Raw genomic sequence first — 20,988 nt, 5'->3', positions numbered from 1 at the left:
ATATGCTGACGGTCGCAATGGAGTTCCGCATTCGGGCCGTCCATTTCACGGAGTTTCGCCTGGACCTTGTCGTTCCTGAACACACCGTCCACGCAAGTTGCCGCATATTCCGACGTGGTCCCGACGCCAAGCGTGTGCGCCATCTCGTGCATGGCCGTGGGCACCACCATATAACTGCGGTTCTCGCCAAACCGGAGGTCGCCGTTGCTGCTGGCCTCGGCCGTGGGCACTCCCGGCGCGTAGTAGACGTTAATGAACTTGGAAAGGTTAGAGTAGGTGTTGTAGAGCTTGACCGCCGAATCCATCACGGCCGTAATGCGCTTGTAGGCGTCCTGCTCGTCGGCAGTCGGGTTCGCGGACTTGTGGAGCGTGTAGGTGACCTCGGCATGCGAAAATACCGCCATAAGGGCAATGGCCGACAACGCTAGCAAGCTTCTCTTGAAAAGCATAGATACTCCTTAAAACCAGACACCTACACTAATATACATTCATGGCGCAAGGTGCGCAAGTAAAAACAAGAAAACCGGACAGGCACGCGCGGAACGGCGACGAAATTGGTGGACAAAACAGTGTGAAAATGCTATCTTTAGCCCCGTAACTTTTAACCGGCGATGCAAGTCGCCAAAGAATCAAGAGGTAAAACAAATGGCAGTTTCTTACAAGGAACTCGGCCTGGTGAACACCAGGGAAATGTTTGCAAAGGCTGTTAAGGGTGGCTACGCTATCCCGGCTTTCAACTTCAACACCATGGAACAGATGCAGGCCATCGTGCAGGCTGCTGTGAAGCAGAAGTCTCCGGTGATCATGCAGGTCTCTAAGGGTGCCCGCAACTACGCCAACGGCACCATCCTCCGCTACATGGCCCAGGGTGCTGTTGAATACGCCAAGGAACTCGGCTGCGCCAATCCGCAAATCGTGCTCCACCTCGACCACGGTGACTCTTTCGAACTCTGCAAGGACTGCATCGACAACGGTTTCTCTTCCGTGATGATCGACGGTTCCGCTCTTCCGTACGAAGACAACATCGCCCTCACCAAGAAGGTTGTTGAATACGCTCACCAGCACGACGTGACCGTCGAAGCTGAACTCGGCGTGCTCGCCGGTGTGGAAGACGAAGTCCAGGCTGAAGAATCCCACTACACCAAGCCGGAAGAAGTGATCGACTTCGCTACCCGTACGGGCTGCGACTCCCTCGCTATCTCCATCGGTACCAGCCACGGTGCTTACAAGTTCAAGCCGGAACAGTGCACTCGCGACCCGAAGACTGGCAGGCTCGTTCCGCCTCCCTTGGCATTCGACGTGCTCCACGCCATCGAAAAAAAGCTCCCGGGCTTCCCGATCGTGCTCCACGGTTCTTCTTCCGTGCCGCAGGACGAAGTGGACACCATCAACGCCCACGGTGGCAAGCTCCCGGATGCCGTCGGTATTCCGGAAGAACAGCTCCGCGAAGCTGCCAAGTCCGCTGTTTGCAAGATCAACATCGACTCTGACAGCCGTCTCGCCATGACTGCCGCTATCCGTAAGTATTTCGACGAACATCCGGAACACTTCGACCCGCGCCAGTACCTCAAGCCGGCTCGCGAAAACATGCAGAAGATGTACGAACACAAGATCGTCGACGTTCTTGGTTCCAACAACAAGCTGTAATGTTTGATTTGTCATCCTGGAGGTCGCGCAGCGACCGATAGGATCCAAGCCAAAAGCTTAGGACACCTCGGAACTATCCGGGGTGTTTTTTTATATTTAAAGCAAATTAAGGAGTTACCATGTTTTCATTCCGTGCCAGCAATTTTTTCTGTTTGATTCCTGCCGCCGTTTTCGCCTTGAATGAAGCAGCTTCGGCAAACACGTGTACGGATGCCGTCTATCAGAACCAATCACCGATGATATTCAATCGTGAAAGCTTCGTTCGCATTGATTCAGTTTATATAAACGATGACAGCAGCTCCTGGAAAGGGAAAAAATATATATACAACAATGGAATTATTGAAAAAGTCCGTGCGGATTTCAAGAATGAAAATCATGCACCTGCCTTTTGGATTTTTTACAATGATACCAACGAGACCGTATTGAAGAACGAAGGGTATGAATACATCGTATCTGGAGAAAAAACACAAGATACCTTATTGTATGATATTAAAACGTATTATAAGGGAAAATTTGAATATACTCAATTAATTAGGATTGCTCCAAATTATTTAAGTGAAGAACTAAAAAATTCTTCTTATTCAGAACTATTGGAAATGTTTTTCAGAAACGATTCTCTTATTGATTCAAGAACTGTAAACTATAATACTGATTCTTCAAGAACAGAAGAAAGATTCTATGTTGCGGATCTAGATGATAATTATAAATGTGAACTATACGATGAAGAAAATAATCTTCTATCTACTTTTTTATACAAGCCCGGCGAAAATGGATTCTCTATAATACAATCTAAAGGGGATAATTATACTGAAACCTATTTTATAAATGTAAAACAAAACACAACCACCCTCCACAAAACAGTCAAACCCGTCAAAATCTCCCCCAGGGCCCGCTACTTCGACCTGCTGGGCCGTTATAAGTACACGAGATAATCCCACGTTCTGCCCCCACTGCGGGTGCGATGTCAATAGGATTCAAACAAAAAGCGATGGAACCGTTAGGCACATGCCTGGCGGTTTTTTGTTATATTTAAAGCAAATTAAATAGGAGGAAAAATGGAACAACTCAAAAAAAGCAATTTTATCGCCTTGTTTTTTGCTAGTGCATTCGCGATAAGTACCACAGTTTCAGCTAACACTTGCACAGACGCCGTTTTCAAAGAGATTGCTGGTTACTACATGATTGAAGATAGCGGACTCCAATTAGATTCCGTCATCTCGCCAAATCTTTACAATCAAACATACACATACTCCAATGGCAAAGTGAGCAGAAGCCAATTTTTCGAGAAAGAAAGCGGCTCGACCTCCACAATGAATTACTATTGGAACAAGGATGAAAGCACCTTGACAAAACAGGGCATCGAGTATTTCATGAAGGATTCCATCTCAGGAGATACCACATTTATTTTCGAGAATTATTATGTCCAGGGAGTCTTGGGGAACCAAAAGACCATAAAGGTGACAAGTCAGTCCGCAAGCGTTCTGACAAAAGATCTGGATTTCGGTCAAGAAATTTTCGAGGAAATCATCAACAAGGGCGATACCGTGGTCATCAACAGATACTCCGGGAAGGACAATTCGGCATCGCTGTCCAATACAAAATTGTATGTAAGCAGCACGGAAAGCGACAAATGTCTTGAACTGAACAAAAATGGAACAATCGCCAATACGATTACTTACGAACCCATGAACGACGGCTATTCGTTGTCATTTTATTCCGATGGATTCATAACGATACATTATTATTCAAAAACCGAAGGAACCACCTCTATCCGCAAGACTGTTAAGCCCGTCAAAATCTCTCCCAAGGCACGCTATTTTGATCTGCTCGGCCGTTATAAATTCACGAAATAAACGAAGATGCCCGCCTTAGTTCGACATGCTCACTACAAGCCGCGGGCATGACAAAATCATCCCCCATTACACACCTCACACTCCACACTTCACACCATCATGCTCTGCCCTCACTGCCATTCCGAACTAAAAGACAACGCCACGTTCTGCCCGCATTGCGGGAGCGACGCCAATACCGGCTGGAAGGAAGGCGCAGAATTTACCGACCTCGAAACGCCGGATTACGATGAAATTTTGGAGAATGAATTCGGGACGGACGAATACGGCAACAAGAAGAAAAAGGCGAACCCGTTCGCCATCGCGGCTGCGGTAATTGTGGCGCTCGCGTTTGTCGCTGCAATGGTTCTAGCCCGATAGCCTTACGCGAAGGTTTTCTCTATTTCCTTGATGGTGTCTTCGGCTTCGCTGAACTCGTAGTCGTCAATCTGGTTAACGAGCTTTGTGATCAGGTCATTGACCTGGTCGCTGAATGCGAGATTTTCGACGGAATCCAGAATGCGCTTGCATTGTGTCGATGAACAGGAATCAACGGCCGGTTTCAATTCTTCGAGGGCTTTTTTCAGTTTTTCAACCGCATTCGGATCTGCAACTTTTTGCGCCGGGGTCGCCTGTTCTGTGGCGATATCCTTAAGCACAACCGAGAGGTCTTCGATCAATTCGTGGAGCGCTGATTCAAATGCGTTGTATTCGTCAAAATTACGCTGCTTTTGCGATAGGGTGTTTTCTACGGCTGCACCGAGCGATTGGACATGCGTGGAGCCGATGGTTCCGCAAAGGCCCTTGATGGTATGGGTAATGCGCGTCGCCTCTTCGAATTTGGACGTCTCAATTTTCTTGCGCAGGTCCAGTCCTGCATAATCGCGAACAAAGCCTTGCAGGATTCTCAAGTAAATGGTCTTGTTGTTGTTCGCATGGTAGAGACCGGAAGATGCATCGAAATTCCTGACCTTGGAGAACTGCGACACAAATATCGAATCGTCTTCGGCCATCTGGTTCTTGCCGGTCGAAACGACTGTCCGCTGTGATTCTGCTTCTTCGGCCGCAACGGGAAGGAACTTGGCCAAGTCCTCGTATAGCAAGGTCGGGTCGATCGGCTTCACGATATAGGAGTTCATACCGACCTCGAAGCATTCTTCCTTGTCTTTCTGGAATGCGCGGGCGCTCATGGCAAGAATCGGGACTTTCTTGAAATACTCCTCTCCCCTGCCTCGGATTTCCTTTGTCGCCGTAATGCCGTCCATCACAGGCATCTGCAGGTCCATAAGCACCAGATCGAAGGAATTCGGTTTCAGGAGGTCGAGCGCTTCCTTGCCGTTGTTCGCAATCATCGTGGTTAGCCCGACAGAATTCAGGAGGGATGTCGCCAGTTCCTGGTTCATCTGGTTGTCCTCCACGAGCAGGACCTTCGCCGGCTTGAAATAAATTTTGCGTTTTTCCTTCTTGACGGCCTTTCGGTAGGTAAGCGTCAGACCTGTGGCTTCTTGCAGGGCGCTGAGCAGCGAACTGATCTGTAGCGGTTTCGCAACGCAACTGTTATAGCCGAGTTTGACAGCCGTGTCATGCTCCTGTTCCTCGAAGTGGAGCGGGTGCATGAGAATTTTCGGGATGGAACGCATGGATTGCGGGATTCCCTTTGCAAAGTCGAACCCGGTTTCGAGGCCCATCTTGTAGTCGACGAGGAAGATGTCGTAGGGGGCTTCCTTGGCTTCTTCGTGGGCTTGGATAAGGTCGAACGCCTCGGCTGCCGAACAGGCTTCCTCGACCACGCAGTTCAACTTGGAAAGGATATGGCGCAACACGGCGCGAGCGTTTGCGCAATCATCCACCAGCAACACGTTCTTGCCGGCAAACGAATTGACGCTCTTCCATTTCGGCGTGCTCGCCTGGGGCGCTATCGGAATGGTAATCGTGAAGAAGAATCGAGAACCGACGTTCTGTTCGCTTTCGACCTGCATCTGTCCGCCCATGAGTTCCACGAGCGATTTGGAAATGACAAGCCCAAGTCCCGTGCCGCCGTACTTGCGGGTCGTGGAACCGTCCGCCTGGGTGAAGGCCTTGAATAGCCTCCCCTGCTGTTCGGGCGTCATGCCGATGCCCGTATCCTTCACGCTGAAGGCCAGGCGCACGTTCTTGTCGGTCATGCTTTCGATCTGGACTTTCAACGTGATGTCGCCTTTCTCGGTGAACTTTGTCGCATTGTTCACGAGGTTCGTGAAAATCTGCGAAAGACGTAACGGGTCGCCCATGAGAGTTTCGGGGATGTCCGGGTCCACATCGACAATCAGTTCGATGGGTCGGCCGGCGATTCGCACTTCGGCAAGCGATGCCACTTCGCTGATGACATCCTGCAAAACAAACTGCGTGACTTCGAGTTCCTGCTTTTTGGCTTCGATTTTCGAGAAGTCGAGGATATTGTTGATGATGCCGAGCAGGGACTTTGCCGCATGGCTGATGCGGTCGACAAAACCGCGCTGGCGCTCGTTCAATTCCGTTTCCGAAATAAGGTGTGCCATGCCGATAATCGCATTCATCGGGGTGCGGATTTCGTGGCTCATGTTGGCGAGGAATTCGCTCTTTGCCTGGGTGGCCTGTTCTGCAATTTCCCGAGCGGCCATGATTTCGGAAATGTCCGTCATCGAGAACATGTAGCCCACGATAGATTCCTGGGCCTTGAGCGTTACGGCTTCGCCGCGGAACCAGATTTCGCTCTGGCCGTTCTTGGACGGCAGCATGAACGAATCCTTCCAGATTTCGCGCTTGTCGAACGCCTCGTTTAATTTTTCCATCACGTTGTCGGGGAAACCGCACGAAGTAAGGTCGTTGAGGGAGAATCCCAACAGGTTCTGCCAGTCCATGCCGAAGATGTCGCCAAGTTGCTTTGACATGTACTTGATATGTCGGCTCCGGTCAAAAATCATGAGCAGGGAGCGGTCGGCCGAAAGCATGATGGTGTCAAGGATGGTGTCTTTCTGGATGCCGCTCGTTTCATCGTTCAACATGAAGAGGTAGCGGATGCTGCCGTCGGCTTCGGAAAGGAACTGGAAGAATATCTTCCACCAGAATTCTTCACCCTTCGAATTCTTGATCATCACCATCGTCTGGCGTTCGCTGGGGTGCAGTTCGCCTCCCATCGCCACGCGGTGTGCAAATTTCTTGAACTGCTCGGACGGAATGTATTTCCAAAGGGTTTCTCCCTTGATATCTTCACCGTCGTTCAAGAAATCGATAATTGTGCTGCTCGCCTGCAGAATGTCGAAGGATTCGTTTGTAAGGATTAGCCTCAGATTCGGGCTCGACAGGAGCGTATCGAAAAGCGAACTGGAACTCACGCTGTCGTTCAAGTCCTTTTCGATGAAGTGCTTGAAAAGGACTCGGGCGATAAGCCCCGCAAGGAGCATCAGTATGATGACCGCGAGAATGAGTGTCAGCTTGATTCCCTGGAACCGTTCGTTGAATTTCGCGACGACGGAGTTCTGGTGGAGAATGCGCACGACATAATAAGGCGACTTGCTCATGGGCGACATCATGAAGACGAAGCTCTGCCTATGGTTGTTGGTGCGTTCCAGGCGGAGGACTACGCCTTTCCCATACATCATGAGGGAGTCTACGTCGAAATCGCTCGAAACCATGTCGAGAAGCGTGCGAATGCTGTCCAGGTCAATTTTGCCAAGGTTCGTCTGCTCGGGATAATGCTCGATGATGTTGCTGTTGTTGTCGAGCAGGAGGATGATTCCGCCTTCGTTCTTGTCGACGCCGCTACTGAGCGTCTGCTCCAGTTCCTGCGTTTCCACATCTTCGGCCACGACGCCCTTCACATGTTTGCTTTTGTCTCGGATGGCTTTGGAAAGTGTCAGGACTTTCTTGTTGTTCGGTTTGCGGAAATTGGGCCCCGTGATGGCCACAAGCCCGTTGTTTCGCGACGCTTCCAGGTACCAGTCTTTGGTTCTGAATTCAGAAACACCTTTGTCAAGCGTGTTGCCCCGTGCGCTGATGTATTCGCCGTCGGCGGAACCGAAATAGACATCTACATGTTTTTCGTTTCCTTGCAGGTGTTTCTGAAGAATGGACTTTGCGTTCTGCTTGTTGATTCCGGATGCGTTTGAGACGAATTTTGAAAAGAGTTCCTGACGTTTGGAAATGAGCGCCTCGCAGGTCTCGACGGTCCGTTTTAGGGCGATTTCGGAACTGCTGTAGGCTGTAGAAATCAGGGAATTTTCGAGATAGTAGAGAAATGCAAAGACGAGCAATACGGTTGCGATGATAATCGGAATCGTATAGACAAAGGAAATGCGCCAGCTCAGCTTTCGGCGCTTTGCGTTTGCGGCACTTCTCGTCAAAATGAATTATCCTTGAACTGTTCGTAGGTTTGGGGGAGCTCGTCTGCGATGCTGATAAATGCATCCACGACATCGGGGTCGAATTGAGTGCCCTTCCCGTTTTGAATTTCCTTGACCGCATACTGGTGCGGATAGGGATCCTTGTAGGGGCGTTTGGATACGAGCGCATCGTAAACATCGGCGACCGCCATGAGCCTGGCCCCTACCGGGATTTCGTCTCCCTTGAGCTTGCGCGGGTAACCTTCCCCGTCCCATCGTTCGTGGTGAGCCCATGCGATATCGGCAGCAATCTTTACCATAGGATTGTCATGGAGTTCATGCGTGGCGTTCATGAGAACGTCATAGCCCATCTTGGGATGCTGACTCATGATTTGGCGTTCGCTGTCGTTGAGTTTTCCCGGCTTGCGCAGGATTTCGTCCTCGATGCCGACCTTCCCTATGTCGTGTAGCGGAGCTGCGGTCGCATAGTAGTCGACGTATTCCATGGAAGGAATCGATTCGGCAAATTTGGGGTTCTTCTGGAGAACTTCTGCAAGCCGCTGGACAATGACCTGCGTGCGTTTGATATGCCCGCCCGTTTCGGGGTCGCGGAATTCGGCAAGCGAACCGAGGCTTGTAAGCATCACCTTGAGGGTCTTGCGTAAATCGGCCGTTTTTTCGTCGACAAGTTCGTGCAGGTGGTCTCGCTGGCGTTTGTATTCGAGCTGGTTTTTAACACGAAGGAGCACAAGTTGCGGATTGCAGGGCTTGGCGATGTAGTCCACCGCTCCGAGATCGAGGCCGGTCTGTTCGCTGTCGCTGTCGGACTTGGCTGTCAAGAAAAAAACAGGGATATCCTTAAGGTCTTCCTTGGTTCGCATGACGCTTAGCGTTTCGTAGCCGTCCATTTCGGGCATCATTACGTCGAGAAGGACAATATCGGGGTGTACTTTTTCGGCAATCGATATACCTTTCTTGCCGTCTTTGGCCACATAGACATCATACTGGGATGATAAAACGCCTTCCAGGATCTCGATATTCGTCTTTGTATCGTCGACAATTAAAATTTTGGCACGGGGTTGTTCCATAAGCCCAAATATATGTTCAAAAAACGAAATAAGACAGCCTGTTTTATTCCAAAGTGGAATAAGGGAAAAAACGTAATGCCTTGACAGACTTTGCTTTATTACAAAAAACTTACTTTATTGTTGCGTTTTACGTTGATAATTTGTAAATACAAAAAACTACGACGGGGATTACGCCAAATTGAATTAAATTATATTAAAGAGCGAAAAAAGGAGTCCAAGATGGTCAAGGTTTGGGTAAAAAAGGAAATTATAGTGCTTCTTTTTTGTGCGGGCGCTGTTTCTGCACAAGTCGATGTTACCCCCTTCTGGCGCTCTGTCGACAGCGTTAGCCGGAGCCTGGGCAACTCGGCCAACGACCTGTATACCGACCTCACCCTCCTCGACACCATAAAGCTTGCCGGGGAAACCTTCCCCATCACCTGGAAAAGCAGCGACACGCTGTTCCTCACCCACGACGGCCATATCAACGGCAGGTTTGTGGGCGAAAACAAGCAAGTGACCCTCACGGCGACTATTCACGACGGCCTGAGCGCAAAGACGCAGGACGTGCCTTTAAAGGTCTCTATCCACGGGTACGAACCCTACTCCAACTACCTTTTTGCGTATTTCCCGGCCAACGACAACGAGAATATCTATTACGCACTGAGTAACGACGGCTACAGCTTTACCGCCATGAACAACGGAAAGCGCGTGGTGGCCGCCGACACGGTAAGCATCAAGAAGGGGCTCCGCGACCCGCACGTGCTGCGCGCTCCCGACGGCTGGTTCTACATGGTGAATACCGACATGAAGAGCGCCGAGGGCTGGGCAAGCAACCGCGGCATGGTGCTCATGCGCTCCCGCGACCTCATCAACTGGGAACACAGCACGGTGCATTTCCCGGACAAGTACAAGGGAAAGAACTTCGCGAACGTGACCCGCGTCTGGGCCCCCGAAACGTTCTGGGACGACACCTACGACAACGGCGACGGCACCAAGGGCCGCCCACTCGTGTACTTCTCCCTCCTGACCAACGATGGCACCATCAGCTACGACAAGGTATTCTTCGCCTACTCGAACAAGGACTTCACCGATTTGGAAGGCGAACCGCAGCACTTCTTTGACCGCGGAAAATCGACCATTGACATGGACATCGTCTACAACCCGGTCGACAAGTTTTACCACGCCTTCTACAAGAACGAAGGCGACGGCGGCATCTGCAAGGTGACCGCAAGTTCGCTCATGCCCAAGAGTGGAGCCGCCAGCGGTTCGCAGTGGAGCAAGCCGAGCAAGGCCCTGCAACAGACGACCGAGGCCGTAGAAGGTGCAGGAGTCTTCAAGCTCATCAACCAGAATTCCTGGGTGCTCATGTATGACTGCTACATGAACGGGCATTACCAGTTCACAAGCAGCCCCGACCTCGAAAATTTCAAGTTCGTACAGGATACCAAGACGAGCGGAGCGTTTACGCCCCGCCACGGCACCATCCTGCCGGTCACTGCCGAAGAGACAGCAAAACTCATGAAGGCCTTCCCCACGCCGGATTTTGAACCGCGGGTAATCGATATTCCCGATTCCATCGGCGTGTGCGACGGGAAGAAGGTGGTAGGCCCCTGCAGCGGCACGAAGATTGTCCCCTACGTGAAGGTAGATGACGGCGGTTGGAACGAAACGCTCGACCTGAAGGTTGCGAAGGGCGCTACGGTGCAGTTCGGTCCGCACCCCTGGGACGGCAAGATCTGGAACTGGGAAGGCCCTAACGGATTCAAGTCGACGACTCGCGAAAACTCGCTCAAGAACGTGGACGGCGACTTTAGTGGTTACTACTCTGTCGTTTACACGAACGAGACCGGATGCAAGAGCCAAGCCAAAATCAAGATTGTGGTAGATGACCCGGACAAGCCCTATAAGGAACCCGATACCACGACTCGCATCGTCGAACGCAGCCTGAATACCCGTGACCTCGAATTCTCGGGATTGCCCGTGCAGACAATTTACTTCACTATCCATGGACAGGTTCTTGAAGGAAAACCGCAAGTGCAAGGTCTATATATTCGAAAAGAATTGTTTGAAAACGGGACATCGAAAATTTTAAAGATTAGCGTAAGGTAAAAGATGATTTGCCCCAAATGCAAGCGAAAATACGAAGACGACATGCCCAAGTGCCTCTGGTGCGATGCACCGAACCCGAACTACGGAGCGGAAGATTCACCGGAAAACGAATCCGAACCTGAAATCAAGCCCGAAATTAAGGCAGAAACGCCCAAGCCCGAAACAAAAACCGCAAAAGGACACCACCATCACAAGTCAAAGGAGCCCGGCCTTAAAATATTCTGGCTAGCACTCCTTCTCGGTTTTACCGGTTTACACTGTACTAACAGCGGCAGAACCCTTCGCGGTGCACTTTACCTGGTTTTCGGCGGACTGTTTTACAAAATGGTCTACCTCATCTTTCAACATAACGGAATCGCGATTCCTGCCGCGGTATGCGCTGTCGCCTTTGCCTGCAGCGCTGTCATTGTATTCCTTTTCCTGAAGGACTTGTGGAAAATCTCACTCGGCAAGTACAGGAACCGAAAGACGGGGAAAAAATACGAGTCCAAATCATGGATGCCCGCATTGGCTCTCATTTTCACAATTTCCCACGTCGTGATGTTGAATTATAACGGATATACCACCTATGAGATTGTATGGAACAACGGTGAACGAGTTACCGCCAAGATGAAACTGGCAGTCGAAGACTACATGCTTGCCCAAAAGAATTATTTTGAACAGAGCGGCAAAATCGGCGACGTAAAGGAAATCCGCTACATGAGCGGATTCGTCAAATGGAACGGACAATTCCTATACAGAATGGACGGAAAAGGTCTTGAAGTCACGTACATGTCGAATTACCACTGCCCGTACAACACTATATGGCAAATTCTCCCAGTCTTCCACAACGGCACGCTCGATTGGGAAATCAATCTCCCCGAAAACAGCCGGTGCAACGAATTTGCGCACCAACTCGTGAGCCTCAAGGAATCCCTGAGCAACGTGCCCAAGGAATCAGAGCCCGCCGCAAGCACGCCCAAGCTTGATGAAAGCGTTGACGGGGTCGGCGTAGTTCCAGATACCACCCAACAGGAAAAAAACAAGTAACGGATACATCACGATGAATAAAATATTTATTTCAATTTTAATGCTCGTCTTTGGCTTCAGCCAAGCTCAGAATCAGGCTGCATATATTATCGATGCTCTTCGCGGAGATTCTGTCACCGTCTATGAAATTGCGAAAGAAAAAAATAAAAAAGACAAGAAGGAAACATACAAGCTCGGCAAAAAGGCTTTTGCACTCGCCAATGGGACTATAGTCCACATCAACAAAAAAGACACGACTTTAAACTACTTATCCGAAAAAATCGGCAAAGACAAAAGCCGCAATGCAAGTTTTGCAACCGTCACCATTGATGGGAAAAAATATTTCATTGTAGCCGATGCTCTTATGTTCGGGGATAACCCGGAAGACGCAGTGGACTTCGTCAACAAGCACAAAAACATGCACACCCCTATTTGCCGATTCTTTTATTCGACAACTCCGTTCATCGCTATTATTATTTTACTTGTAATCTTTTTGACATCAGCGTTTTTAGCGGACTTAGCTCCTTTTACAATTGTAGCTGTACTATCACTGCTTGGTGCCGTTTCTCTTGAGATTGTTGGCATTTACAATCTGGGCACGGACATTCTCTGGTGGCTTGATACAGATGCTTTGGGATGGGGCATGCTCATCTTGTTGCTGCTATGTTTCTTGATAGCTGTTATAATTCAGATTTGCGGAATGAGCATATTTAAGAATAGAATAAACACATCCGATGAACCGGGAGCCGAGCTTATTGTCTGGAGGCCGATTATTTTTACAATTATTGCCATAGTAATTGCTTCTGCAGCCCTTTTGTTGGGAGGGATGAAAATAACGCCACAGCAAATGACCATAAATGTCGGATTTGCCATTTCAGGCATAACGGTTCTCATTGGAATGATTACCACGGTTATCGGCAACAGCAAAGTCATAGGTAAACTTTCAGGATTCGTTTTCTCGCTCTTTGCAATAATTTGGTGTGTCGGTGTCGCATGTTCAATTGTACTGTTCATCATTGGCTTTTTAAAGGTCTTCTTGCAAATGATTATCATGGCTGTTGCCGGCGCTTTCGGCATGTTCGTTCTTAGCAAGGCCCAAACATCCACTCCACCCATGCGATTCGAATATATAGATGCACATGGCGGGAGACACAACAACGAGATAGACTGTAATGCGGCAAACCGCAGAATTGCGGAACAAGAAGAAAACGGCTTCTAATCGAAGCAAGGATTAAAAAAAATGGAATACGAATCTAACGCCCAACGATTCGATGTAACTTAATAAATGCGTTGACGGGGTCGGCGTAGTTCCAGATACCACCCAGCACAGAGATTCCCTGTAAGGGCAATTCCTTAATTTGAGCCAAATTCTCGTGGTCAATGCCCCCAAAGGCGATGACCTGCTGGTTCTTGTCCTTTAATTTGTCCGCCAGGTTCACAAAATCGACCGTTTCGACCGGTTCATAGACGGATTGGGGCTGGGAAACAGGGCCAATCAGTGCGCCAGCCACCCATTCGGGAAGCGATTCCAGCTGTTCAAGGCTGCGGCATAGCGCGACGCAATTGATACGTTTCCAGCGTTCGGGAATTTCGCCTGCGAGCACAGAGGCATCGATGACGCAGCCGCGCACTTCGAGGCGTTCGGCCATGTCGGGAGTTCCTCGGATCCAGATGCTGTCGCGGTATTCCATCGGAAGCGCCATAAGCCAGCGTTCGTAATCGCCTTCGCTTGCGTTTGGGGATCCCGCCCTTCCCCGCTTCCAGAGGATCAGGCGCGAAAGGCCACGCTTGAACATCTCCTCGATGTCGTCGAACTCGGAGGTAAAATCGTCAGGGGATGTCGTAAGCCACAGCCGCATGTGCGACAATATAGAATTTGTTATATTCTGCACATGGCCGATTTGAACGACAAAAAACTTGAATCCGGCGGAACTTCCGCGAACCAGCAGGGCATCCAGCCCGCTGCGTCGCAAAATGTAGATTCCGCGGACTTCGCGAAACTCGCCGATGCCACATCCTCCGAAGGAAGCAGCATCAACAGCGAGGACTACTGGTTCCTGAAACTGAACGGGAACTGCTAAAGGCGCAATGAGAGAACCCGCAGAACATAAACAGGAAAAAGAACGCTGCATCCTCGTGGGGATTTCGACACCCAAGGTGCGCCCGTGGCTTGTCTCCGAACAGATTGCCGAACTGGGCCGCCTTGCCGAGACTGCAGGGGCGATTGTCACGCGCAGCTTCTTACAGCGCGTTCAGAACTTTAGCCCGGCGACCCTCATCGGCGAAGGCAAGGTAAACGAGGTCAAGCGCGCCCTCGAAGAAGATAACGCAAAGATGGTCGTTTTTGACGACGATCTTTCGGGGTCGCAAGTGCGCAACCTGGAACAGCGGCTTCCGGGAATCAAGGTACTCGACCGCACAGGACTTATCCTCGACATCTTTGCGAAGCATGCCGTGACAGCGGAAAGCCGCCTGATGGTGGAAGTCGCACAGCTGCAATACATGATGCCGCGGCTCACCGGTGCGTGGACGCACCTATGCCGCCAGCACAACGGCGGCATCGGCACCAAGGGGCCGGGTGAAACGCAGCTCGAAACCGACCGCCGCATGATCCGCAAGCGCATCCAGGAACTCAAGAAGAAGCTCGAAAAAATCGAGGAGGCGCGCGAAAGCCAGGCCGAAAACAGGAACGACATTTTCCACGTGGGTATCGTCGGCTATACGAACGCGGGCAAGTCGACCCTCACAAACCGTCTGACCGGCGCGGACGTGTATGTAGAAGACAAGCTGTTCGCCACCCTCGATAGTACCACGCGAAAGCTTTATCTCGATGGCGAAAACATCATCCTAAGCGATACCGTGGGCTTTATCCGCAAGCTCCCCCACAACCTCATCGAGACTTTCAAGAGCACCCTCGGGGTGGCAGCGCATGCCGACTGCATTCTGGAAGTCGTCGACGGGAGCGCGCCGGATTACCGTGAACACCTGGAAGTGACCCACAAGACGCTTGAAGGCATCATCAGCAAGGTAACTCCGCGCATCCGCGTGTTCAACAAGGCGGAAATCTGCGACGAGGCCCGCCGTACCGAGCTCTTGCAGAACTATCCCGAAGCCATCCAGGTGAGTGCGCGCGAGAACATCGGCATGGAGCGCCTGCGCGACGCATTCAAGACGCAGCTTGCCGCCTGGAAAAAGAAACGCGAGGCCCAAGCCTCCATAATCAAGGAGAACGTCGATTCCCCCTGGCCGCTCCACCCTGCCGAAAGCGTTACGGACAGGAGCCTAAACAGCAAGCGCGACGAGAACTGGCGAGAACCCGGGATTTACGAAGTATGAACAAGGAAGAACTGAAAGAAAAATACGGGAAGAAGCGCGTACCGCACGAATGGCGCAAGACGGACTGGTTTACCACGCTCATCGTGACATTCTTCGGTTCGGGAATGAGCCCGAAGGCTCCCGGCACCATGGGAAGCCTCGCCGCGGCGATTGTCGCCTACCCCATGGCCGTGTTTGCAAACGACCTGCTCGGGCAATACGAAGCCTTCCCCATCGGCAGCGAAGACTTCGCCATCTTTGTAAGCATTCCCTTCCTCCTTGCGGCACTCTTCTTCTTTTTCGCCCCCATTCCCTTCGTGAACAAGGCCATGAAAGATACCGACACCGAGGACCCGGGCTGGATCGTAATCGACGAAGTCTGCGGAATTTTCACGGTACTCGCGTTCGTCCCGAGCGTTGTCATCGTTGACTGCCCCTGGGTGCTTCTCTTTGCATTCGGGCTTTTCCGGTTCTTCGACATTTTCAAGCCGTTCGGAATCCACCGCTTCGAAAAGTTCCCCGGTGCATGGGGTGTGATGGCCGATGATTTGCTGGGTGGGCTTTACGCAGGCTTATTGATGGGCCTGGGGTTAACGGCCTATCTCGCGACGTTGTAAGGCTAATTGGATGCCGCTTACCGGCTAGTAGTCCTTGAGGCAGCGCACGGAATACATGTTGCTGCTCACGTCGAATTCCATCCTGAAATCGCCTGGGGGTTCGAGATGCCAGCCGTAAGCATCGCCATCTTCGGTCGTGGAACTCCAGAAATGCGCAGAAGTTCCCAATTCCACAAATTCGTCGGTCGCCTTGCCCGCAGGTACTATGTCAAACCCGTAACGGTCGCTGCCATCCCACTTGTCGCGGGACTTTAAACTCATCCAGGCAGCTTCCTTGCCGTCGCTATCCTCGATAAACGTGCGGAAGCGTTTCCATTCGTCGTTCTCGGGCAGGTGCCAGCCTGCAGGACAAGCCTTGTTTGCCATCTCGAAATTGTAAAGCCGGCCGTACTTTGCGCAGTTCTCGTTCTTGTTGTCGTAGCAGGCGCTCCCCTTCACGTTGTACGCGAGGTTTTCCGCCATCCATATGCGGCTCCCGATAACAACCGTCCTGTAGGTCTTGCCGTCACGGCTGTCGCGGAACGAGCCCGTCTGAGGCAGGGCAATCGCGAATGTCGCGCAAAGTAAAAGCGAAATGCAGGCAACTTTAGGGATGCAATTCACGCGAACCTCCTAGAACTTTATCGGATAGAGTAAATACCAGTTAAATTCCGGATAAACTTGGATGGCCGGGGCGGGCAGCTTGAAGTAGTTCAGGTACTTGATGAGTGTGCGTGCCCAACGGCTCTGCGGGCGGAACGCTTCCAGGTCATAATCAAGCGCCAAGTAGACTTCGCGGTGCCTGTCCTTGTCTGGAGCATGGTAGTCCATCGCCGTTTCGTCGATGCTCAGGCCCGCAGCAAAGGCTAGCCAGCTCGGATAATACTTCCGTGCACCAGCAGGCAGCAGGCGGTAGGGCTTGAACGATGCCCAGAATGTCTGGTTCACATAGTCATCGGTAAAGACGGCATCGCCACGGTGAGTTGTCTTGTCGTAAAAATACGTAGAATTTATCCAGTAACTCCACTTAAGATCTACGTACTTGAATATAGGTACATAGCGTTCCGCCATTGGCAAGAAACCACCGAGGGTTCCCGACAGCACGTCAAAAATGCTGAACCCCCATGCAGGCGAATAGCCATCCTTCACATCGATTGCGATATGCGTCGCCATCGCGGAAAGGCCTGCATACAAATAGGACTGGAATTCCGAAAGGCCTGACCAACGGTATCCTTCATAGAAAGTTTCACCGAGAACCACGCCAGCCGCAAAATGGCCAAATTTATCCAGATTCAGCGCATACTTGAAATCGTTTTCAAAGTGAAAATGGCTAGAATCGTTGTCCCACCAACCCTTCGCAAACACGAACACGTAGGCCGCCGCATACGAAGAAAGAGCAAGTCCGCCGACAGTTCCCACCTTCCACCACGAAATTTCCGACTTGATATCGACGGAATCCTCGCTACGGTAATCCCATGTGGAATCGCGCCAAGTAGGCGGATCATAAGGGGCCGCCTGCGTGGACTGCACAAGGCAAACCAGCAAAATAGCCACAATTGCGAGGGATTTTGGAAAGGAAAACTTCACTTTATTAAAGATAGAAAAGGAAAACCCCGCCTGAAGGCAGGGTTTTCTCGCAAAGTTGCATATAGCCAACAATTAGTCGCGGGCCAAGAGAAGCACGCTGTTCTGGCCACCGAAGCCGAAGCCATCGGACAGGGCGTACTTGAAGTTGTGGCTCGTGTTCTTGTTCGCGCAAACATCGAGGTGGATGCGTTCGTCCTTGTTGAACACGTTCGTCGTAGCGTGAATCATCTGGTTCTGCAGAGACTTCACCGTGATGATGGCCTCAAGGGCACCGGCAGCGCCGAGAGCGTGTCCTATCATGCACTTGGAGGAGTTGATCTTCAGGGAATCGGAAGCACCGAACACCTTCTCGAGGGCGGAGCATTCGGCAACGTCACCGAGCGGAGTCGACGTACCGTGGGTATTCACGTAGCCAACATCCTTCGGGGAGATGCCTGCATCGCGGAGGGCCATCTCGATTGCGAGACGCACGCCTTCACCGTCTTCACGCGGGGCGGACATGTGGTGGGCATCGGCGCTCATGCCGACAGCAGCAACGCGGGCAAGGATGTTCGCACCGCGCTTCTTGGCGTGGCTAAGGCTTTCGAGCACGAGGATGCCGGAACCTTCGCCCATTACGAAACCGTCACGGTCCTTGTCGAACGGGCGGGAAGCAGTGGCCGGATCATCGTTACGCTTGGAGAGGGCGTGCATGTTGGTAAAGCCAGCCAGGGCGAGCGGGTTCACCGTCTCGTCGGTACCGCCAGCCAGCATGATGTCGGCACGGCCAAGACGGATGGCGTCAAAGGCGGCTGCGATAGAATGGTTGGAGGTTGCGCAAGCAGAAACCACGGCGAAGCAGGGGCCCATCCAGCCGGTGCGGTTGGAAACTTCGCCGGCGGGCATGTTGGTAATCGACATCGGGATGAAGAACGGAGAAACACGGTTCGGGCCACGGGTGCCCCAGGTAACCGCGTTGTCGGTGTAAGTGTTCATACCGCCGATACCGGCACCGATAATCACGCCAGAGCGGGACGGATCTTCGGCTTTCGGATCGATTCCTGCATTCTTCAAGGCCTGGAAAGCGGAATAGACTGCATATTGGATGCACTTCGAGAACCTGGACTGGTCGCGAGCGCTGAAGAATTCGGAACCGTCGAATTCCTTGACCGCAGCCGCAATTTGGACCGGCAAAGCGGAAACATCGAACCTGTCGATTTTTGCGACGCCGGACTTGCCCTGCAGAAGGCTGTCCCAGAGGATGTCGGGAGAATTGCCAAGGGCCGAAACACAGCCCATACCAGTGATAACTACTTCTTCCATAGTGTGTTCCTGTATAACAAATTAACGAGGCCGAATATAGCAAATAATTTTCTTACAATAAAGTGTTTTATTTCTCATTGGGGGCATTGCTTGACGAATTACAAAAATAGGTGGACAAATGGCATAAAAAAAAGTATGTGAGACGCCTTGTTCACACAAAAAACTAAATTTAACGCGGTATGACAAAAAAGAAAAGTTCTAGAAACCTGGTCTGGATGGACCTGGAAATGTCCGGTCTTGACCCTGAAAAGGACGTTATCCTCGAAATAGCCACCATCGTCACCGATGCGGAACTCAACATCCTAGCCGAAGGGCCCGTCGTCGCCATACACCAGAGCGAAAATGTGTTTGAATCGATGGATGAATGGAACTCCTCGCACCACACTGCAAGCGGACTCGTGGACCGTTGCCGCCATTCCAGGTATTCCGTCTCCGATGCCGAGAATGTGACTCTCGACTTTATCAAGCCCTTTACCGAAAAGACAAAGAACGTGCTGTGCGGCAATTCCATCACGCAGGACAGGCGTTTCCTGTATAAGTACATGCCCGAAATATCGAACTGGCTATGCTACAGGAATATAGATGTCAGTTCCATCAAGGAACTCTCGTTCCGCTGGTACCCTCAGCTTGCCGAATTCCAGAAGGAAAAACGCCACGAGGCCCTGAACGACATCCGCGAAAGCATCGCCGAACTCGCCTACTACCGTAAGACCATTTTCAAGTAAATCGATGAAATATTACTACGACCCCCAGAATCGACTTCCCTACAAGAAAAGATTACGAAATCGTTGCATCGCCATCGCCATTTTTGTTGCAGCCTGCGCCCTGATTGGCTCGTGCATATTCAAGAACGACGAAAAGTCGACGCAACCGAGAGGATTCGTCGTAAACGGCAATGATCTTACGGCGACATCCAAAGAATGGATCAAGGACACACTCCGTGTGGATTCTTCCATCATCGATTCGCTCAAGGAAGCGCACCGAGCAATCAAGGTGAAGGATCCATTAACCGAGTCCGCAGCAAAGAGCCTTTTTTTCGGCGAAGCCAAGGCATCAAAGGAAGCCGCCACTGAAGCAGCACCGAAAAAAATCGATTCCGCATCCGCAGATACCGCAGCAAAGTCGATTCCTGAAAACGACCCCGTAGATTCCGTACACATCAAGAACCAGAAGGACGTATTCCTCGCTCAGAAAATCGACAACATGCTCCGACGTTTCAAGCCCATGTACGGAGTCGTCCTTGTCGTGGATCCCAAGAGCAACGAGATTATCGCCTGGGGTGAAACGAAGGATTACAAGGTCCAGAACGAGCCGGATTTTTTCGTGAAGAACACCTTCCCTGCCGCATCGCTTGCAAAGACGATTACCATTGCCGCCGCCATGGACGCAAACCGTTACTCGCTCAACACGCCCGTCCCGATGCTCGGGGCCAGTCACACGCTCTACAAGCGGCAACTGCGCGTCCCCGAAAACTATCATGGCACAACCATCAGCCTCGCCGACGCCTACGCGAAATCCGCGAACCCACCCCTGGCGCTCATCGGCATGGACATCGGTGCAAAGCGCCTCCGCGAAGCGGCCAGGAACCTCGGCTACAACATGAACTTCCCCGGCGGGATTCCCGGAAAGTCTTCGTACGCACCGCCCGACACGGGATACGGGCTTGCCGAGGCTAGCTGCGGCTTTACGGAAGCGACAACCCTCACCCCGCTCCTTGCGGCCGCACAGGTCCGTTCCATCCTTACCAAGAAACCGCTCGAAATTCCATGGGCAGAAAACATCGCCCCCTACGCGCCCAAGAGCCGTATCGCGCTCGACGTGAAAAAATTTAACGAAAACACCTACTACGGGTTGCGCATGGCGATGATTCGCTCCATCACGAACGGGACCGCCAGGAAACAGATTTCGACGCGCAACATGGCCCGCAAGAATTTTGCGGCTCTCGATATCGGCGGAAAGACCGGCTCGCTCGATGGCCAGGATCCCCACGGTCGCTACGAGTGGTTCATGGGGTTCGCTCAGTCGAAGGAAAACCCGGACAAGGCCGTCGTCGTGGTCGTGATGCAGGTGCACGACCTGCAGGGCTACCGTTCGCAGCCGGCAACGCAGGTTGCCGCGATGATTATGAATTATTGGGCGCATCAGAACCTTTGGCCCCAAAAATAACCTGCTTACTATACTAGAT

General features: G+C 51.5%; 19 protein-coding genes. 12 read left to right on the top strand and 7 right to left on the bottom strand.

Features of this window, described 5'->3' with window-relative positions; genetic code table 11:
• Positions 1–449, bottom strand: a 449-nt coding sequence (locus B4B27_RS11440; protein ID WP_349678251.1) for a hypothetical protein, incomplete at its 3' end; no start/stop codon positions are given.
• Positions 450–645: 196 nt separating this feature from the next.
• On the opposite strand from B4B27_RS11440, the gene B4B27_RS11435 reads away from it, so the two are divergent.
• From B4B27_RS11435 to B4B27_RS11420, 4 genes are all read left to right on the top strand, one after another.
• The gene (locus B4B27_RS11435) at positions 646–1,647 is read left to right on the top strand and encodes a class II fructose-bisphosphate aldolase (RefSeq protein ID WP_173372107.1); all 1,002 of its coding nucleotides are present in this window, start codon (positions 646–648) and stop codon (positions 1,645–1,647) included.
• Between the two features lie 119 nt (positions 1,648–1,766).
• Complete coding sequence (locus B4B27_RS11430; protein WP_290726610.1) at positions 1,767–2,579, top strand: hypothetical protein; 813 nt, start codon at positions 1,767–1,769, stop codon at positions 2,577–2,579.
• A 123-nt stretch (positions 2,580–2,702) separates the two neighbouring features.
• Positions 2,703–3,500 carry a hypothetical protein gene (locus tag B4B27_RS11425; RefSeq protein WP_290726607.1) on the top strand — a complete coding sequence of 266 codons (798 nt, stop codon included), beginning with the start codon at positions 2,703–2,705 and terminating at the stop codon, positions 3,498–3,500.
• Positions 3,501–3,599: 99 nt separating this feature from the next.
• Positions 3,600–3,857 (top strand): zinc ribbon domain-containing protein, encoded by a 258-nt coding sequence (locus B4B27_RS11420; RefSeq protein WP_290726605.1) that lies wholly within the window; start codon positions 3,600–3,602, stop codon positions 3,855–3,857.
• A gap of 2 nt (positions 3,858–3,859) precedes the next feature.
• Here the strand turns inward: B4B27_RS11420 and B4B27_RS11415 are convergent, their stop codons facing one another.
• Entirely contained in the window at positions 3,860–7,837 is a 3,978-nt protein-coding gene (locus tag B4B27_RS11415; RefSeq protein ID WP_173381807.1) for a response regulator, read from the bottom strand.
• Positions 7,834–8,904 carry an HD domain-containing phosphohydrolase gene (locus B4B27_RS11410; protein WP_173381808.1) on the bottom strand — a complete coding sequence of 357 codons (1,071 nt, stop codon included), beginning with the start codon at positions 8,902–8,904 and terminating at the stop codon, positions 7,834–7,836. Before B4B27_RS11410 ends, B4B27_RS11415 begins: the two co-directional genes overlap by 4 nt.
• Positions 8,905–9,123: 219 nt before the next feature.
• Here B4B27_RS11410 and B4B27_RS11405 point away from each other — a divergent pair, with 219 nt between their 5' ends.
• Genes B4B27_RS11405 through B4B27_RS11395 form a run of 3 tightly spaced genes read left to right on the top strand, consistent with a single transcriptional unit; the run spans position 9,124 to position 13,222 of the window.
• Positions 9,124–10,995 carry a glycoside hydrolase family 43 protein gene (locus tag B4B27_RS11405; RefSeq protein WP_290726602.1) on the top strand — a complete coding sequence of 624 codons (1,872 nt, stop codon included), beginning with the start codon at positions 9,124–9,126 and terminating at the stop codon, positions 10,993–10,995.
• A gap of 3 nt (positions 10,996–10,998) precedes the next feature.
• Positions 10,999–12,024 (top strand): hypothetical protein, encoded by a 1,026-nt coding sequence (locus B4B27_RS11400; protein WP_290726600.1) that lies wholly within the window; start codon positions 10,999–11,001, stop codon positions 12,022–12,024.
• 13 nt (positions 12,025–12,037) lie between these two features.
• Complete coding sequence (locus B4B27_RS11395; RefSeq protein ID WP_290726598.1) at positions 12,038–13,222, top strand: hypothetical protein; 1,185 nt, start codon at positions 12,038–12,040, stop codon at positions 13,220–13,222.
• Positions 13,223–13,256: 34 nt separating this feature from the next.
• Here B4B27_RS11395 and B4B27_RS11390 read toward each other — a convergent pair whose 3' ends face one another.
• Complete coding sequence (locus B4B27_RS11390) at positions 13,257–13,862, bottom strand: hypothetical protein (protein WP_173381810.1); 606 nt, start codon at positions 13,860–13,862, stop codon at positions 13,257–13,259.
• Positions 13,863–13,895: 33 nt separating this feature from the next.
• Here B4B27_RS11390 and B4B27_RS11385 point away from each other — a divergent pair, with 33 nt between their 5' ends.
• From B4B27_RS11385 to B4B27_RS11375, 3 genes are read left to right on the top strand one after another with little or no spacing between them, the layout of a single operon-like run.
• Positions 13,896–14,084, top strand: a complete 189-nt coding sequence (locus tag B4B27_RS11385; RefSeq protein ID WP_173381811.1) for a hypothetical protein — start codon at positions 13,896–13,898, stop codon at positions 14,082–14,084.
• Between the two features lie 7 nt (positions 14,085–14,091).
• Positions 14,092–15,339 carry a GTPase HflX gene (hflX, locus tag B4B27_RS11380; RefSeq protein ID WP_290726595.1) on the top strand — a complete coding sequence of 416 codons (1,248 nt, stop codon included), beginning with the start codon at positions 14,092–14,094 and terminating at the stop codon, positions 15,337–15,339.
• Positions 15,336–15,935 carry a phosphatidylglycerophosphatase A family protein gene (locus tag B4B27_RS11375; protein WP_290726593.1) on the top strand — a complete coding sequence of 200 codons (600 nt, stop codon included), beginning with the start codon at positions 15,336–15,338 and terminating at the stop codon, positions 15,933–15,935. The genes hflX and B4B27_RS11375 overlap by 4 nt, the downstream gene beginning before the upstream one ends.
• 24 nt (positions 15,936–15,959) lie before the next feature.
• Here B4B27_RS11375 and B4B27_RS11370 read toward each other — a convergent pair whose 3' ends face one another.
• The 3 genes from B4B27_RS11370 to fabF form a co-directional block, all read right to left on the bottom strand.
• Positions 15,960–16,538, bottom strand: a complete 579-nt coding sequence (locus B4B27_RS11370; RefSeq protein ID WP_290726591.1) for a fibrobacter succinogenes major paralogous domain-containing protein — start codon at positions 16,536–16,538, stop codon at positions 15,960–15,962.
• Between the two features lie 9 nt (positions 16,539–16,547).
• On the bottom strand, positions 16,548–17,501 hold the full coding sequence (locus tag B4B27_RS11365; protein ID WP_290726589.1) for a DUF2279 domain-containing protein: 954 nt from the start codon (positions 17,499–17,501) through the stop codon (positions 16,548–16,550).
• Between the two features lie 72 nt (positions 17,502–17,573).
• Positions 17,574–18,803 (bottom strand): beta-ketoacyl-ACP synthase II, encoded by a 1,230-nt coding sequence (gene fabF / locus B4B27_RS11360; protein ID WP_173381815.1) that lies wholly within the window; start codon positions 18,801–18,803, stop codon positions 17,574–17,576.
• A gap of 179 nt (positions 18,804–18,982) precedes the next feature.
• Between fabF and orn the strand changes: the two genes are divergently transcribed.
• Both orn and B4B27_RS11350 read left to right on the top strand, forming a co-directional pair.
• Positions 18,983–19,528 carry an oligoribonuclease gene (orn, locus tag B4B27_RS11355; protein ID WP_290726586.1) on the top strand — a complete coding sequence of 182 codons (546 nt, stop codon included), beginning with the start codon at positions 18,983–18,985 and terminating at the stop codon, positions 19,526–19,528.
• Positions 19,529–19,532: 4 nt separating this feature from the next.
• Positions 19,533–20,969 (top strand): penicillin-binding transpeptidase domain-containing protein, encoded by a 1,437-nt coding sequence (locus tag B4B27_RS11350; protein WP_290726584.1) that lies wholly within the window; start codon positions 19,533–19,535, stop codon positions 20,967–20,969.
• Positions 20,970–20,988: the final 19 nt, after the last annotated feature.

It is taken from the genome of Fibrobacter sp. UBA2449, from assembly GCF_002342555.1.
In the GTDB taxonomy this organism is placed as follows: Bacteria; Fibrobacterota; Fibrobacteria; order Fibrobacterales; family Fibrobacteraceae; genus Fibrobacter.
This window is presented reverse-complemented; position numbering and strand designations above follow the sequence as displayed.

Excerpts from the sequence above, each read along its gene's own strand:
- orn (WP_290726586.1), top strand. The coding sequence starts at position 18,983 with ATGACAAAAAAGAAAAGTTCTAGAAACCTGGTCTGGATGGACCTGGAA.
- B4B27_RS11375 (WP_290726593.1), top strand. The coding sequence starts at position 15,336 with ATGAACAAGGAAGAACTGAAAGAAAAATACGGGAAGAAGCGCGTACCG.
- B4B27_RS11425 (WP_290726607.1), top strand. The coding sequence starts at position 2,703 with ATGGAACAACTCAAAAAAAGCAATTTTATCGCCTTGTTTTTTGCTAGT.
- hflX (WP_290726595.1), top strand. The coding sequence starts at position 14,092 with ATGAGAGAACCCGCAGAACATAAACAGGAAAAAGAACGCTGCATCCTC.
- B4B27_RS11395 (WP_290726598.1), top strand. The coding sequence starts at position 12,038 with ATGAATAAAATATTTATTTCAATTTTAATGCTCGTCTTTGGCTTCAGC.
- B4B27_RS11390 (WP_173381810.1), bottom strand. The coding sequence starts at position 13,862 with ATGCGGCTGTGGCTTACGACATCCCCTGACGATTTTACCTCCGAGTTC.
- B4B27_RS11350 (WP_290726584.1), top strand. The coding sequence starts at position 19,533 with ATGAAATATTACTACGACCCCCAGAATCGACTTCCCTACAAGAAAAGA.
- B4B27_RS11405 (WP_290726602.1), top strand. The coding sequence starts at position 9,124 with ATGGTCAAGGTTTGGGTAAAAAAGGAAATTATAGTGCTTCTTTTTTGT.
- B4B27_RS11430 (WP_290726610.1), top strand. The coding sequence starts at position 1,767 with ATGTTTTCATTCCGTGCCAGCAATTTTTTCTGTTTGATTCCTGCCGCC.
- B4B27_RS11400 (WP_290726600.1), top strand. The coding sequence starts at position 10,999 with ATGATTTGCCCCAAATGCAAGCGAAAATACGAAGACGACATGCCCAAG.
- B4B27_RS11435 (WP_173372107.1), top strand. The coding sequence starts at position 646 with ATGGCAGTTTCTTACAAGGAACTCGGCCTGGTGAACACCAGGGAAATG.
- B4B27_RS11420 (WP_290726605.1), top strand. The coding sequence starts at position 3,600 with ATGCTCTGCCCTCACTGCCATTCCGAACTAAAAGACAACGCCACGTTC.
- B4B27_RS11410 (WP_173381808.1), bottom strand. The coding sequence starts at position 8,904 with ATGGAACAACCCCGTGCCAAAATTTTAATTGTCGACGATACAAAGACG.
- fabF (WP_173381815.1), bottom strand. The coding sequence starts at position 18,803 with ATGGAAGAAGTAGTTATCACTGGTATGGGCTGTGTTTCGGCCCTTGGC.
- B4B27_RS11385 (WP_173381811.1), top strand. The coding sequence starts at position 13,896 with ATGGCCGATTTGAACGACAAAAAACTTGAATCCGGCGGAACTTCCGCG.